We start from the raw sequence: 16,283 nt of genomic DNA, 5'->3' as shown, positions 1-16,283 counted from the left end.
TTACATGGAAGTATATGCAGATTACGCGGCGACGACCCCAGTTAGACCTGAAGTTATTGATGAAATGATGAATATATATAAACAGCATTATGGTAATCCATCATCTATACATTCTGTTGGACGTGATGCACGTAAATATTTAGATCAATCACGCCAAAAAGTAGCAGAACTATTAGGTGCTAAGCGAAATGAGATTATTTTTACTAGTGGTGCAACAGAAGCTAATAATACTGCTATTAAGGGGTTAGTATATGCAAATGAGCATATCGGTAATCATATTATAACTACAAAGATTGAACATCACTCTGTACTACATGTTTTTGAACAACTTGAGCGTAAAGGCTATGACGTCACATATTTAGATGTAGATGATACTGGTCAAGTTGATTTAGATCAGCTAGAAGAATCACTTACTGATGATACCATTCTTGTATCTATTATGTTTGTAAACAATGAAGTAGGAACAGTTCAACCTATATATGAAATAGAAACAATTGTAGCTGAGAGTAATGCATTGTTACATGTTGATGTTGTCCAAGCAATTGGGCATTTAGAAATTAATTTTCATGATTTTAAAATCGACACAATGAGTATTACTGGCCATAAATTTGGCGGACCAAAAGGTGTGGGTGTGCTGCTTGTTAAAGAAAATACGCCAATACAATTTTCACAATTAGGCGGAGAACAAGAAATGAAACGTCGTGCCGGAACTGAAAACGTACCACAAATTGTTGGTTTTACAAAAGCATTAGAATTAGCAAATAATGCTTTAAATGAAAATAACGTCAAATTAATGCAATTAAAAGAATTATTTTTAGTTAGCTTACAGGAACGTGCTATTCCTTTTGAGTTAAATGGTTCAATGACAGAAACAACGGGTCATATTTTAAATTTATATTTTCCATTTATAGATGTTGAAACGATGCTAACTTTATTAGATTTAGCAAATATCTATGTTTCGTCAGGATCCGCTTGTACTGCAGGATCAACCGAACCATCTCACGTGTTATCTGCCATGTATGAGGATGAAGAACGTTCAAAACATTCAATAAGATTTAGTTTCAGCGAGTTAACTACAGAACATGAAATCAAATATATCGTAGCGGAAATTCATAAAATTTATCATAAGTTTAAGGAGGAATCATAGTGTCTAATAAAGATATTCGCGTTGTCGTTGGCATGTCAGGCGGTGTTGATAGCTCGGTTACCGCATATTTATTAAAAGAACAAGGTTATGACGTTATAGGTATTTTCATGAAAAATTGGGATGACACTGATGAAAATGGCGTATGTACAGCTACAGAAGATTATAATGATGTGATTGCTGTATGTAATCAAATTGGCATTCCTTATTATGCTGTAAATTTTGAAGAAGAATATTGGAATAAAGTATTTACTTATTTTTTAGATGAATATAAAAAAGGACGTACACCAAATCCTGATGTGATGTGTAATAAAGAAATAAAATTTAAGGCCTTTTTAGAACACGCACTTAAACTTGGTGCTGATTATGTAGCAACTGGTCATTATGCTCGCCTTAAACGTTATGACGACGGCCACGTTGAAATGCTACGTGGCGTTGACAATAATAAAGATCAAACATATTTTTTAAATCAATTATCACAGCAACAATTATCCAAAGTCATGTTTCCTATTGGAGATATAGAGAAAAAAGAAGTACGTCGAATAGCGGAAGAACAAGGGCTAGCTACAGCAAAGAAAAAAGATTCTACAGGCATTTGTTTTATTGGTGAAAGAAACTTCAAATCATTTCTATCACAATATTTACCTGCTCAAGCCGGCGATATGCGAACACTTGATGGTAAAAAAATGGGCGTGCACAGTGGTTTGATGTATTATACGATAGGACAACGTCATGGTTTAGGTATTGGTGGAGATGGTGATCCTTGGTTTGTTGTTGGCAAAAATTTAGTAGACAACGTCTTATACGTTGAACAAGGTTTCCATCACGATGCATTATATAGTGATTATTTAATAGCATCAGATTATTCATTCGTCAATCCAGTAGATTTAGAACGCGGATTTAACTGCACTGCTAAATTTAGATATCGTCAACAAGATACGGAGGTATCTGTTGAACGCGTCGATGATCACTCGATAAAAGTGACTTTTAAAGAACCAGTTCGAGCGATTACTCCTGGTCAATCAGTTGTATTCTATGATGGTGAAATCTGTTTAGGTGGCGCAACGATTGATGATGTTTACAAAACTTCTGGGCAATTAAGCTATGTCGTTTAATTACTTTTAAATAAACTTTACTGTTGTTAATTAGAGTTGATATTCAACCGTTTATTCACAAGTGCTATTTAGAATAAGCGGTTGTTTTTATTTATTAAAAGTTTGGACATGATATAATGATGAATGAAATGAGGTATTCTAGTGACTGAACAAGAACAAATATATCAATACATACAAAAAGGGCAGAGAGATAAAGCCCTGAAAGCATTATTTAATAACATAGAAGAAAATCCAAACGTGATTGAAAATTACATTAATGCTGGCATTATTCTGGCTGATATTGGAGAAATCGTACAGGCTGAAAAGTTTTTTCAACGTGCATTAACAATTGATGATACAAACGGTGCAATTTATTATAATTTAGCAAATATTTATTATAATCAAGGTCGTTTCAATGAAGCCATCAAACTCTATCAAAAATCATTAAAATATCACATGGATATGGTTGATTGTAATTATATGATAGGTATGGCATTCAACCAATTAGAAGCATTTAAAGAAGCATTGCCATATTTAATGACTGCAGCTGAAAAAGATGAAAATAGGGATAGTGAAATTCAATTTCAATACGGACTTGTATTATGTCAATTAGAAATGTTTGAACAAGCTATTCAACAACTTAAATACGTCTTACAACTTGACTCATCACATACTGACGCATTATACAACTTAGGATTAGCGATATATATGAAGACTGAAGACATAGATACAGCTATTTCGTATTTTGAGCGGGCAATTGCCATTGATCCTAAACATTTATTAAGTCAGCACGCAAAAGCCACTTTTTTATCTATGAAGAACAAGGAGGATTAATATGGATAACCCTACACTATTTGAACCAACGATGTTAAAGGGCACCGTCGAAGTTATTTTGTTCCAAAATCAAGATAATTTCTATACTGTACTTAAAGTTGATACCATTGAATCTAATGAATCGTTCGATACGATGCCAACGGTTGTAGGGTTTTTCCCAAATATTGTTGAAGGCGACGTATACACCTTTAAAGGACAGGTTGTTGCGCATCCAAAATATGGCAAACAACTAAAAGCTGATACATTTGAAAAAGAATTACCACAAACGAAAGATGCTATTATTACCTACTTATCAAGTGATTTATTTAAAGGTATTGGTAAAAAGACAGCACAAAATATTGTTAATACTTTGGGAGAAAATGCAATAAATGATATTTTAGCTCATCCAGACATATTAACAAAAGTTTCAAATCTTTCTAAAAAGAAACAAGAGCAAATTGCACAACAAATAGCAGCCAATCAAGAATCAGAAAAAATCATGATACACTTACATGATTTAGGATTTGGCCCTAAACTATCAATGGCAATCTATCAGTTTTATCAAAGTGAAACAATAAACGTCGTTGATAATAACCCGTATAAACTTGTATATGATATTAAAGGAATTGGATTTAATAAAGCTGATACATTAGCACGTAATATCGGCATCGACTTTAATGACCCAGAACGATTAAAAGCTGGCATATTATTCACACTAGAGGAAGAATGTATTAAACAAGGGCATACTTATTTACCTGCTGAAACAATTCTTAAATCAGCACAAACAATGTTAAGTACGCAAGGGGATGAAATAATTGAAATACATCAACTTGAAGAAATGTTGCAAATTTTAATGGAAGAAGATAAGTTGATTCTTGATCAACAAAAAATTGCCATCCCCAGTCTTTACTACTCAGAATTAAAAAGCGTACAAAACTTATATCGTATATTAACTCATACCCATAAATTAAATGAACTTGAGCAATCTGATTTACAGTTGCATATTGGAGAGATAGAAGATAGCAATGAAGTACATTATGCTGCATCACAAAAAGAGGCTTTACAAACAGCTATAAACTCAAAAATCATGTTATTAACTGGCGGACCTGGAACTGGTAAGACAACTGTCATTAAAGGTATTGTAGAGTTATACGCTGAAATTCATGGACTTTCTTTAGATTATGCGGATTACACTGATGATGATTTCCCAGTAGTATTAGCAGCTCCTACAGGCAGAGCATCGAAACGTTTACAAGAAGCTACTGGCTTAGAGGCAATGACCATTCACCGACTTATAGGATGGAATCAAGATACACAACCAGAAGACATTTTAGATAATGAAATTAAAGCAAAATTAATTATCATAGATGAAATGTCTATGGTTGACACTTGGTTATTTCATCAGTTTTTAAATGCGGTACCTTTAGATGCCCAAATTGTATTTGTTGGAGATGAAGACCAACTGCCTTCTGTTGGGCCTGGACAAGTATTTAAGGACTTAATCCAGTCTAAAAAAATACCACGTGTCAATTTAACTGAAGTCTACCGACAACAAGATGGTTCAAGTATTATTGAATTAGCTCACCACATGAAACAAAACGAATCCATAGATATTACAAAACGTTATCATGATAGAAGCTTCATTAATTGTAGTGCAGAACAAATTCCTGACGTTGTTAAGAAAGTAGTATCCAGTGCAGTTAGTAAAGGATATGACATGAGTGATATTCAAGTACTTGCTCCCATGTATAAAGGAAGTGCAGGTATTAAACGTTTAAATCAAATTCTGCAAACAATTTTAAATCCTAAAGAACCAGACGCCCGTGAAATTGAATTTGGTGATGCTGCATTCCGCAAAGGCGATAAAGTATTACAGTTAGTAAATCGTCCTAATGACAATATTTTTAATGGAGATATTGGTATTATTGTTGGCATTTTTTGGGCAAAAGAAAATGCTTTAAATAAAGATGTTATTATCGTCGATTTTGACGGTAATGAAATTACATTTACACGACAAGACTTAATTGAATTAACGCATGCATATTGCACTTCGATTCACAAGTCCCAAGGTTCAGAATTCCCAATCGTTATTATGCCCGTAGTGAAACAATATTTTAGAATGTTACAAAAACCTATTCTTTATACTGGTTTGACTAGAGCTAAACAATCTTTAGTATTACTAGGGGATCCACAAGCCTTTGACATTGGTCTTAAAACAAATGGTCAAGTTAGAATGACGCAATTATATGATTTATTAGAAGCATATTTTGGACACGAAACGCAGAATTCTACTGATGATAATATCATAGCTAAACATAAAAAAGATACATTATCAGCAGCGACAATTTATCAAATAGATCCGATGATCAACATGAATCAAATGACGCCATATGACTTTATTGAACGTTGACAATTTAGACAACACAACTTAAAATAAAATGTGAATAATCATGAAGATGAGTAAGCAAATGAGTATTCAAAGAGATGTGCTGGTTGGTGTAAAGTACAATACAGTTTGCTGAACGCTACTTTGTGCTAATATGGATAAGACAATGAAGTGATAAAGTGGAATCAATAGTGATTCGTATCTTTATAACTAGGGTGGTACCGCGAAAACGTTCGTCCCTTGTGGATGAACGTTTTTAATTGTGACTAAGAATTTGAGGAGTGAAACCCAATGAAAAATTTAAAAGCTAGTGAAATAAGACAAATGTATATTGATTTCTTTGTAGAAAAAGGACATATGGTTGAACCATCTGCACCTTTAGTTCCTATTGATGATAATTCATTACTATGGATAAATTCAGGTGTAGCAACATTAAAAAAATATTTTGATGGTCGAGAAACACCAAGAAAACCTAGAATCGTAAATTCGCAAAAAGCAATTAGAACGAATGATATTGAAAATGTAGGTTTTACAGCACGTCATCATACATTCTTTGAAATGCTAGGTAACTTTTCTATTGGGGACTATTTCAAAAAAGAAGCTATTGAATTTGCTTGGGAATTTTTAACAAGTGACAAATGGATGGCAATGGAACCAGACAAACTGTATGTAACCATTCATCCCGAAGATACAGAAGCATATCATTTATGGCATAACGATATCGGCTTAGAAGAAAGTCGCATTATACGTATTGAAGGCAATTTTTGGGATATTGGAGAAGGACCATCAGGACCAAACACAGAAATCTTTTATGACCGTGGTGAAGCATTTGGCAAGAACGACCCTGCTGAAGAAATGTATCCTGGTGGTGAAAATGAACGTTATTTAGAAGTATGGAACCTTGTGTTTAGTGAATTTAATCATAATAAAGATCATACTTATACGCCATTACCAAATAAAAACATTGATACTGGTATGGGCCTAGAACGCATGGCTTCTGTAGCACAAAATGTGCGTACAAATTATGAGACAGACTTGTTCATGCCTATCATTGAAGAAGTTGAAAAAGTTTCCGGCAAGAAATATCTTGAAATACCGGAACAAGATGTGGCGTTTAAAGTCATTGCTGATCACATTAGAACAATCGCATTTGCAATTTCAGATGGTGCTTTGCCGGCAAATGAAGGACGTGGCTATGTTTTACGTCGTTTGTTACGTAGAGCTGTACGTTTTAGCCAAACATTAGATATTCAAGAACCATTTATGTACAAGCTCGTTGATATTGTTGCAGATATCATGGAACCTTATTATCCAAATGTTAAAGAAAAAGCTGATTTCATTAAACGGGTCATTAAATCAGAAGAAGAACGATTCCACGAAACATTACAAGAAGGGCTATCAATTTTAGATCAACTGATTGCTAAAGCAAAACTGACGACAAAAGAAATTAATGGTTCAGATGCATTTAAATTATATGACACATATGGTTTCCCAATCGAATTAACTGAAGAAATAGCTACACAAGAAGGCATCACTGTTGATATGGAAACATTTGAAAATGAAATGCAACAACAACGTGACCGTGCTAGACAGGCACGCCAAAATTCACAATCAATGCAAATTCAAAGCGAAGTGCTTAAAAACATAACTACAAAAAGCAAATTTGTTGGATATGAAACGACTGATTATCAAACTGAGATTACAGATCTTATCTACAATGGCCAAGCTGTTAGTCATGCAGAAGCTGAAGACATCATTTATTTTGTTTTAAAAGAAACGCCATTTTATGCGGTCAGTGGTGGTCAAGTTGCAGATCATGGTACAGTTGGTAACGACAATTTTGAAATTGCTGTTGAAGAAGTAACGAAAGCACCAAATGGTCAAAACTTGCATAAAGGAACCGTTCAATTTGGTCATGTAACTGTTAATAGTCATGTTGATGCAAACGTTAATAAAGATGAACGACGAGATATTCAAAAGAACCATAGTGCAACACACTTACTGCATGCCGCTCTGAAAGAAGTATTAGGCGATCATGTTAACCAAGCAGGCTCTCTCGTTGAAAGTGAACGTTTACGCTTCGACTTCTCACACTTTGGTCCAATGACAAATGAAGAAATTGAACACGTTGAGCGACGTGTTAACGAAGAAATATGGCGTGGTATTTCCGTAAATATTCAAGAAATGCCAATTGCTGAAGCTAAAGAGATGGGTGCAATGGCTTTATTTGGTGAAAAATATGGCGATGTAGTTAGAGTTGTAAATATGGCACCATTTTCTTTGGAACTTTGTGGTGGTATTCATGTTCAAAACACATCTGAAATCGGCTTATTTAAAATTATTAGCGAATCAGGTACTGGTGCAGGCGTCAGACGAATTGAGGCCTTAACAGGTAGAGCAGCATTCTTGTATCTAGAAGGCATTCAGCATAAATTTAATCAAACTAAAACATATTTAAAAGTCAAATCCGATGATCAAGTTATGGAAAAAGTCGTTCAGCTTCAAGAAGAAGTGAAACATGTAAATAAACAATTAGAACAACGTAATAAAGAAATTACAACATTAAAAATGGGTAATATTGAAGACCAAGTTGAAGAAATCAATGGTTTTAAAGTATTAGCTACACAAGTAGATATTGCTAATCCAAAAGCAATCAGAGAAACAATGGATAATTTTAAATCTAAATTACAAGACACAATTATCATATTAATAAGTGAAGTTGAAGGCAAAGTTTCATTGATAGCTACAGTACCAAAAGCTGATACCAGCAAAATTAAAGCTGGCGATATCATTAAAAATATGGCTCCTATTGTTGGTGGCAAAGGTGGTGGCCGTCCGGATATGGCACAAGGTGGCGGTACACAACCTGAAAATATCACAGAATCTTTACGCTTTATTAAAGATTACATTAAAAAACTATAACTATATACCTTTCTAGTGTAATATAAAATATGTAAGTTAAATCGTAGATAGAGGAGTGTCAATCAATGGAAAATTTTGATAAAACAATGAAATTTGATTATGAAGAAATTCCTAAAGAGAATGTCAGATCTGTGTTAAGCAACGTGCATCGTACATTAGAAGAGCGTGGATATAATGCTGTAAACCAAATTGTTGGTTATTTATTATCTGGTGATCCTGCTTATATACCACGTCAAAATGAAGCTAGAAACCAAATACGACATGTGGATAGAGATGTCATTATGGAAGAACTTGTCTCATACTATCTTAAAGAGAAAAATAATTAATATATGCTCCAGCATAAAATATTAGGATTAGATGTAGGAAGCAAGACTGTAGGCATTGCAATTAGCGATTTAATGGGCTGGACAGCTCAGGGATTAGACACTCTACGCATCAATGAAGAACAAGAAGAATATGGTATTGAACAACTCACTAATATTATTAAGTCCAATAACGTTGACACAATTGTTATTGGTTTACCAAAAAATATGAATAATTCTATAGGGTTTCGTGGAGAAGCTTCCATACACTATAAAGAATTAATTCTTGAAGCGATGCCTGATATGAAAGTTATTATGTGGGATGAACGACTAAGCACAATGGCAGCAGAACGTTCATTGTTAGAGGCCGATGTTTCTAGACAAAAAAGAAAAAAAGTAATAGATAAGATGGCCGCAGTTTTTATACTTCAAGGCTATTTAGACTCTATCCAATAAAGGAGAATTTAAATGACTGAACATAATCACGACACTGAATTAGAACTTAATAACGAAGAAGAACTTTTAACATTATATGATGAAGATGGCAATGAAGTACTTTATCGCAAAATATTAGAATTTTATCATCCAGAATTCAAAAAAGAATATGTTATTTTGTCTGAAGAAGGTGCACAATCTGATGATGATGACATGATTGAATTAATCCCAATGATAAATCAACCAGACGAATCAGGAGATGGCGGTAAATTAATTCCTATCGAAACAGATGAAGAATGGGATATGATTGAAGAAGTAGTCAATACTGAAATTGATGAATAAAATACAACTTTGAATTTATATTAATAAAAACATTAGATATATGATTTAATTACTGAGTCAAAATCACAGAAAATTTTTCTCTGTGCATGAAAATTTAAAGTAATTAGCGTAATGATTTGTTTTGTGGGGCGGAAGATAAAGTCGAATTTGGCTTTATCCCGCTCCTTTTTAAGATAGCACTTAATTTAATGCATAATTTATGATAAAATATGTAAAGTTAATTTCGTATTTGCTAAGTACACAGCAATCAAAATAATCCAATCAGTCAGTTTATTTGATCCTACACGTAATTAATCAATAACCACGACTGATTGATTTTTATTTTCATTATTTATAACTTTTTTAAGAAGGAAGTAACGTCTATGGAGGACAATGAACGCTATTTAGTAGATTTACATAAGCATTTAGATAATCCTATTGAACGGCTCAGACCATATGCAATTGAGCATGCTGTGCCAATCGTCGACCGCTTAACACTTGATTTGATAAAACAGTTAATTAGAATCCACAAACCACAGTCAATTCTAGAAATTGGAACAGCGATAGGATATAGTTCAATGCAATTTGCATCAGTTGATTCAAACATACATATCACAACGATTGAACGTAATGATGATATGTTTCAACAAGCCCAACACAATGTTAAAACATTTGGCTACGAATCACAGATTGACATTATAAAAGGCGACGCACTGGAACAATTTACTCAGCTGAAAAATAAACATTTCGATATGATATTCATTGATGCAGCGAAAGCACAATCACGTAAATTTTTTGAACTTTATACACCATTATTAAATAACGGGGGTATAGTAATTACTGATAATGTCCTTTACCATGGTTTTGTTGCAGACATATCAATTGTACGTTCACGAAATGTCAAACAGATGGTTAAAAAAGTACAACAATATAATGAATGGCTCATGTCACAATCAAATTATTCTACTAATTTTGTCAATATAGATGATGGACTAGCAATTTCTATCAAAGGAGAATCAGAATGACTGAATTACTTGTAACACCTAAATCAGTTGCGCATTTAAAAACACTTATTGATTTTGGTGCAGATGCGTTTGTCATTGGCGAACAAAAATTCGGATTACGCTTAGCCGGTGAATTTAAACGTACCGATATGAAAAAAGCTGTGGAAATAGCCCACAAACATAATAAAAAAGTTTATGCTGCTGTTAACGGTATATTTCATAATTATCATTTGGAGGCACTTGAAGACTATATAACATTTTTACATGAAATCAATGTAGATCGTATTATATTTGGAGATCCTGCCGTTGTTATGTACGTCAAAGCTCAACCACATCCAATTGCATTAAATTGGGATGCTGAAGCATTAGTAACAAATCATTTTCAATGTAACTACTGGGGACAAAAAGGTGCGAAACGTGCCGTTCTTGCTCGTGAATTAAGCTTAGAAGAAATAATCAATATTAAAGAGCAATCAGATGTTGAAATTGAAGTGCAAGTTCATGGCATGACTTGCATGTTTCAATCGAAAAGAATGTTGCTAGGTAATTATTACACATTCCAAGATAAACAAATGAAAATAGAGCGTCAACAGGATGAACAGTACTTATTATTATATGATGAAGAAAGAGATAATAAATATCCTGTTTTTGAAGATTACAATGGTACACATATAATGTCTCCAAATGATATTTGTTTAATTGAAGAATTAGAACCATTATTTAGTGCAGGAATTGATTCGTTTAAGATAGATGGTATCTTGCAAACTGAAGAATATATTAATGTAACAACACGTCAATATCGCGAGGCTATTGATTTATATAATGATGATCCTGAAACCTATGAGGATGAAAAATTCATGCTTGTTGATCCAATTGAAGATATACAGCCAGCACATCGTCCTTTTGATGAAGGTTTCTTATTTAAACAAACCGTATATTAGGAGGCTTAATCATGCAAATTTTAGAAAAAGCATCACCATCACAACAAACTAAAATGAAAAAGCCTGAACTACTTGCTCCTGCTGGAAATTTAGAAAAGCTAAAAATAGCTGTACATTACGGCGCAGATGCAGTATTTTTAGGCGGTCAAGAATATGGATTACGTTCAAATGCCGATAATTTTACTATGGAAGAAATTGCTGAGGGTGTCCAATTTGCTAATACTTACGGCGCAAAAATCTATGTTACTACCAATATCATTGCACATGATGAGAATATCCCAGGCTTAGAAGCATATTTAATACAATTACAAGCTACAGGAGCTACGGGAATTATTGTAGCAGATCCTCTAATCATTGAAACATGCAAACGTGTTGCACCTAACTTAGAGATACATCTATCTACTCAGCAGTCTCTAACAAATTATAAGGCGGTAGAATACTGGAAAGAAGAAGGATTAAACCGTGTTGTGTTAGCTAGAGAAACTGGTGCCATGGAAATGAAGGAAATGAAAGAAAAGGTTGACATAGAAATAGAAGCATTTATTCATGGTGCCATGTGTATTGCATACTCTGGTCGTTGCACACTTAGCAATCATATGACAGCACGAGACTCAAATCGTGGTGGCTGTTGCCAAAGTTGTCGATGGGATTACGATTTATTATCCATTGATCAAGATGGCGATTTAGATATGTATTATCAACAAGGTGATATCATCCCTTTTGCTATGAGTCCCAAAGATCTAAAATTAATAGAAGCCATTCCTAAAATGATGGATATCGGCGTTGATTCATTAAAAATAGAAGGCCGTATGAAATCTATTCACTATATAGCTACAGTTGTATCAGTTTACCGTAAAGTCATCGATGCTTATGCTGAAGATCCAGCAAATTTCAAAATTGACCCTGAATGGCTAATAGAATTAGATAAATGTGCCAATCGTGATACAGCTCCTGCTTTCTTCGAGGGGACACCAGGTTATGAAGAGCAAATGTTTGGTATGCAACAATCCAAAAAATCACCATATGATTTTTGCGGTTTAGTTCTTGAATATGATGCAAATACACACATCGCCACGATACAACAACGTAATAATTTTAAACCTGGACAAGAAATTGAATTTTTCGGACCTGAAATTAATAGCTTTAAACAAGTTATTGATGCAATTTATGATGAAGAAGGGAATTCTTTGGATGCTGCAAGACATCCACTACAAATTGTACAAATTAAAGTTGACCACCCAATCTACCCAAATAATATGATGAGAAAGGAAATTAGCTAATGTCTCAAACAACGATTATCGGTATTGCTGGTGGCTCAGGCTCAGGTAAAACCACCGTAACTAATGAAATTATGAAAAATTTAGCAGGTCATAGTGTTGCTTTATTGGCCCAAGACTATTATTATAAAGACCAATCCCACCTCACGTTTGAAGAACGGTTAGAAACAAATTATGACCATCCTTTTGCCTTTGATAACGATTTATTAATAAAAAATTTAAAGGATTTAAAAAATGGTCAATCAGTAGAAGTGCCTACTTATGACTATGCAAATCATACTAGAAGTGATGAAACCATTGCATTTGAACCAAAAGATGTTATTATCGTAGAAGGTATCTTTGCTTTAGAAAACAAAACACTACGTGATATGATGGATGTTAAAATATATGTTGATACGGATGCAGACATTAGAATCTTAAGAAGATTGATAAGAGATACTAAAGAGCGCGGACGGTCAATGGAATCTGTAATTAATCAATACTTGAATGTAGTTAAGCCGATGCATAATCAATTTATCGAACCTACTAAAAAGTATGCAGATATTATTATTCCTGAAGGTGGTAGTAACAAAGTTGCTATCGATATTATGACAACCAAAATACAAACACTTGTAAGTAAACAAGAGTAATATCAAGAAAAGGAAGATGACGTAATGGAAAATCAAAAACAATATCCTATGACACAAGAAGGATATGACAATTTAGAACAAGAGTTAGAAGAACTTAAGACAGTTAAAAGACCTGAAGTTGTAGAAAAAATCAAAGTAGCACGTTCTTTTGGAGATCTATCTGAGAACTCTGAGTATGACGCTGCAAAAGACGAACAAGGGTTTATTGAACAAGATATTCAACGTATAGAACATATGCTAAGATACGCACTTATTATTGAAGACACAGGCGATAATAACGTCGTACAAATCGGGAAAACTGTCACATTTGTAGAATTACCTGGTGATGAAGAAGAAAGCTACCAAATCGTTGGTTCTGCAGAAGCCGACGCATTTAAAGGGAAAATTTCAAACGAATCTCCAATGGCGAAATCTCTTATTGGCAAAGGATTAAACGATGAAGTTCGAGTACAGCTACCTAACGGTGGTGAAATTAGAGTTAAGATTGTAGATATTAAATAAGACAATATCCTCATTAATAAGCTATATAGTAAAAACCAGTTTAGCATTCTGCTTACTGGTTTTTTATTTATAGTATTTTTATATTGTGCCACATACTTTTGTTAAACTTGTTTTCTCCATGACAATTAATTACAAGTATGATTTAATTGAATATGTACAACTTTTTGAAGTAGAATCAACCAATCTACAAAGCGTAATATTTATTACTTATCGCTTTTAATTACAAATGATTATTAAACAGACAGATAAGATAAATGATATAATTCTTATTGAATTAGTCATTTATAATTTTATTTGTCTATGTTTCTATTTTTTTATACAAAGGGGGTTAGAAAATGGAAGCAACTATCATTAACGAACAAACCTTAATGATTTATTTCAAAAACGAAATTAGTGAAGACACATATAATCAAATTATTTATACAACTCAATACATTAAAAATAAAAACTTGCAAGCTATCAACGAAATTATTCCATCTTATAGAGCTATCATGGTTACTTTTGACCAACATAAAATTGATATCGATGAGTTGATTCAACAACTTCAACTTGATTCTATTAATTATAAGCACATTGATAAAACATCTAATAATAAAGTTGTACATATTCCCGTCTTATATGGTTCAGATGCAGGGCCAGATTTATCTGAAGTAGCAAAGTATAACGGACTTACCTCTGAAGAAGTAATAGAGATACATACAAGTAAACAATATTTAATTTATATGCTTGGCTTTATGCCTGGCTTCCCATACTTGGGTGGTTTAGATTCACGCATACATATGCCTAGACGCTCTGAACCTCGAGTACGTATTGCTGCAGGCTCAGTTGGAATTGCTAATAATCAAACTGGCTTATATCCTCTAGATTCACCAGGAGGTTGGCAAATTATTGGTCGTACGCCTATTAGAGTATTTAATAAAGATGATCAGCCTATGACGCTTTATCAAGCTGGTGATAAAATAAAATTTTATGCCATCGATCAACATACTTATCAACAAATTCAAGATGACATTGATAAGGGATGCTTTAATAAAGAAAAGTGGGTGACAATGCGTAATGGGAATTAAAATTATACAACCTGGTTTATTTTCAACTATACAAGATTTAGGACGTACAGGATTTCAACATCTTGGTATTTCAAGCGCTGGTGCCATAGATCAATATAGCTATCTTATTGGACAAACATTAATCCAGCAAGATGGGCCTGCAATCGAATTTACAATTATTGGCCCTAAAATTGAATTCTCCAGCGAAAATTCATTTGTTTTAACAGGGGCTATTTTTGCAGCCAAATTAAATGGCACTGCTGTAAACCAAAATGTGGTTGTACAAGCAAATAAAGGAGATATTTTAGAAATTGGTCCTGTTCAACAAGGTGCTAGGGGGTATATATTTTTTGGTCAACCACTTGATATACCAATCGTAGCAAATAGCTATGCCACTCATACTAGAACACAAATGGGCGGTTTTTATGGACGTACATTGAAGAAAAACGATAGCATTCCTGTTGTTACAAATCAATCTTATAAACAACAATTGGGCAAAACTATTGAATTCAATGCAGTACCAGAAGATAATATCGTTCATATCATCAAAGGACCTCAATATGATGCATTTTCTGCAGAATGTCATGAACAACTAACAGCACAAGTATATGAGATATCAGATAGTTCTGACAGAATGGGCATTCGACTTAAAGGAACGCCTATACCGCCTATAGAAAGTGCGGATATCATTTCAGAGCCCGTTGCATTAGGCAGTATTCAAGTTCCTAATGATGGTCACCCCATCATATTATTACACGATAGACAGACCGTAGGAGGTTACACTAAGATTGCTAGTGTTTCCCAAGCCGATATACATAAACTGGCTCAATTTAAACCAGGAGAAGAAATTCTATTCAAATGGATAACGATTGAACAAGCAATCAAAAATTTAAAACATTTTGAGCAAGTCTTTAGTTCAACAATAAATGAAATAGAATCAACTCCAAAATTCGAACTCAAGCATTTACGTCCGACATCAAAAAAAATAGCTCAATTAATTAGGGAGGAACAGTAAAAATGAATTTAGATAAGATAGAACAAATAATAGATTTAGTTAAAAAGAATGAAGTTAAAAAATTTAAATATAAAGATTTTGAACATGAAATAGAATTAGATTTTACAGAAGATATTTCACCCGTAAGTGCTAATAAAAATGATATACAAACAACTTCTACAAATCATAGCGATTCAAATAAACAAGACGAAGCAAATCCTAAAGAAGAAACGCAACAAATCAAAGCTTCAATGGTAGGTACATTCTTTTTGCAAGATAGTAAAGAATTAACTGAACCAGTTGTACAAGTGGGTGATAAAATTCAAGAAGGAGACATTGTAGGTTATATTGAAGCGATGAAAGTGATGAACGAGGTTACAAGTGATGTATCAGGAGAAATTGTTGAAATTTTAGTTGATCACGGTACAAATGTGGAATATGACCAAGCATTGATACAAATAAAATAAGGGGGGC

Annotated in this window: 15 protein-coding genes and 2 pseudogenes; all 17 read left to right on the top strand. The window is 33.5% G+C overall.

Going from position 1 to position 16,283, the window contains the following annotated elements:
* Nucleotides 1-4: 4 nt before the first annotated feature.
* Complete coding sequence (locus tag HMPREF3267_RS03810) at nucleotides 5-1,147, top strand: cysteine desulfurase family protein (RefSeq protein ID WP_062077700.1); 1,143 nt, start codon at nucleotides 5-7, stop codon at nucleotides 1,145-1,147.
* A complete protein-coding gene (gene mnmA, locus HMPREF3267_RS03805) occupies nucleotides 1,147-2,259 on the top strand; it encodes a tRNA 2-thiouridine(34) synthase MnmA (RefSeq protein WP_002458942.1) in 1,113 nt (370 codons plus the stop codon). The genes HMPREF3267_RS03810 and mnmA overlap by 1 nt, the downstream gene beginning before the upstream one ends.
* A 141-nt stretch (nucleotides 2,260-2,400) precedes the next feature.
* Entirely contained in the window at nucleotides 2,401-3,072 is a 672-nt protein-coding gene (locus HMPREF3267_RS03800; RefSeq protein ID WP_062077698.1) for a tetratricopeptide repeat protein, read from the top strand.
* A gap of 1 nt (nucleotide 3,073) precedes the next feature.
* Entirely contained in the window at nucleotides 3,074-5,461 is a 2,388-nt protein-coding gene (locus tag HMPREF3267_RS03795) for an SF1B family DNA helicase RecD2 (protein WP_002478091.1), read from the top strand.
* A 267-nt stretch (nucleotides 5,462-5,728) separates the two neighbouring features.
* The gene (alaS, locus tag HMPREF3267_RS03790; protein WP_062077694.1) at nucleotides 5,729-8,359 is read left to right on the top strand and encodes an alanine--tRNA ligase; all 2,631 of its coding nucleotides are present in this window, start codon (nucleotides 5,729-5,731) and stop codon (nucleotides 8,357-8,359) included.
* A 65-nt stretch (nucleotides 8,360-8,424) separates the two neighbouring features.
* Nucleotides 8,425-8,685 carry an IreB family regulatory phosphoprotein gene (locus tag HMPREF3267_RS03785; RefSeq protein WP_002458946.1) on the top strand — a complete coding sequence of 87 codons (261 nt, stop codon included), beginning with the start codon at nucleotides 8,425-8,427 and terminating at the stop codon, nucleotides 8,683-8,685.
* A 3-nt stretch (nucleotides 8,686-8,688) separates the two neighbouring features.
* On the top strand, nucleotides 8,689-9,117 hold the full coding sequence (gene ruvX / locus HMPREF3267_RS03780) for a Holliday junction resolvase RuvX (RefSeq protein WP_002458947.1): 429 nt from the start codon (nucleotides 8,689-8,691) through the stop codon (nucleotides 9,115-9,117).
* Nucleotides 9,118-9,129: 12 nt separating this feature from the next.
* Entirely contained in the window at nucleotides 9,130-9,438 is a 309-nt protein-coding gene (locus HMPREF3267_RS03775) for a DUF1292 domain-containing protein (protein WP_002458948.1), read from the top strand.
* Nucleotides 9,439-9,800: 362 nt separating this feature from the next.
* On the top strand, nucleotides 9,801-10,442 hold the full coding sequence (locus tag HMPREF3267_RS03770) for an O-methyltransferase (protein WP_002478093.1): 642 nt from the start codon (nucleotides 9,801-9,803) through the stop codon (nucleotides 10,440-10,442).
* Nucleotides 10,439-11,362 carry a peptidase U32 family protein gene (locus HMPREF3267_RS03765; RefSeq protein WP_002478094.1) on the top strand — a complete coding sequence of 308 codons (924 nt, stop codon included), beginning with the start codon at nucleotides 10,439-10,441 and terminating at the stop codon, nucleotides 11,360-11,362. Before HMPREF3267_RS03770 ends, HMPREF3267_RS03765 begins: the two co-directional genes overlap by 4 nt.
* Nucleotides 11,363-11,373: 11 nt before the next feature.
* Complete coding sequence (locus tag HMPREF3267_RS03760; protein ID WP_002478095.1) at nucleotides 11,374-12,642, top strand: peptidase U32 family protein; 1,269 nt, start codon at nucleotides 11,374-11,376, stop codon at nucleotides 12,640-12,642.
* Nucleotides 12,642-13,268: a uridine kinase gene (gene udk, locus HMPREF3267_RS03755; RefSeq protein WP_002458952.1), complete on the top strand. Its 627-nt coding sequence runs from the start codon at nucleotides 12,642-12,644 to the stop codon at nucleotides 13,266-13,268. The genes HMPREF3267_RS03760 and udk overlap by 1 nt, the downstream gene beginning before the upstream one ends.
* 24 nt (nucleotides 13,269-13,292) lie before the next feature.
* Nucleotides 13,293-13,769 carry a transcription elongation factor GreA gene (gene greA, locus HMPREF3267_RS03750; protein WP_002458953.1) on the top strand — a complete coding sequence of 159 codons (477 nt, stop codon included), beginning with the start codon at nucleotides 13,293-13,295 and terminating at the stop codon, nucleotides 13,767-13,769.
* 335 nt (nucleotides 13,770-14,104) lie between these two features.
* Entirely contained in the window at nucleotides 14,105-14,836 is a 732-nt protein-coding gene (gene pxpB, locus HMPREF3267_RS03745; RefSeq protein ID WP_037545702.1) for a 5-oxoprolinase subunit PxpB, read from the top strand.
* Nucleotides 14,826-15,830, top strand: a complete 1,005-nt coding sequence (locus tag HMPREF3267_RS03740) for a 5-oxoprolinase subunit C family protein (protein ID WP_037545699.1) — start codon at nucleotides 14,826-14,828, stop codon at nucleotides 15,828-15,830. Before pxpB ends, HMPREF3267_RS03740 begins: the two co-directional genes overlap by 11 nt.
* A 2-nt stretch (nucleotides 15,831-15,832) precedes the next feature.
* Nucleotides 15,833-15,941, top strand: a pseudogene (locus tag HMPREF3267_RS12845) (acetyl-CoA carboxylase biotin carboxyl carrier protein subunit); the annotation flags it as partial.
* Between the two features lie 101 nt (nucleotides 15,942-16,042).
* A pseudogene (locus HMPREF3267_RS12840) lies at nucleotides 16,043-16,276 on the top strand (acetyl-CoA carboxylase biotin carboxyl carrier protein subunit); the annotation flags it as partial.
* Between the last annotated feature and the right edge of the window lie 7 nt (nucleotides 16,277-16,283).

Origin of the sequence: Staphylococcus sp. HMSC62D11 (genome assembly GCF_001839145.1) — a bacterium.
GTDB lineage: Bacteria > Bacillota > Bacilli > Staphylococcales > Staphylococcaceae > Staphylococcus > Staphylococcus lugdunensis.
The sequence above is the reverse complement of the archived record's forward strand: the minus strand, read 5'-3'. Positions and strand labels throughout refer to the sequence as shown.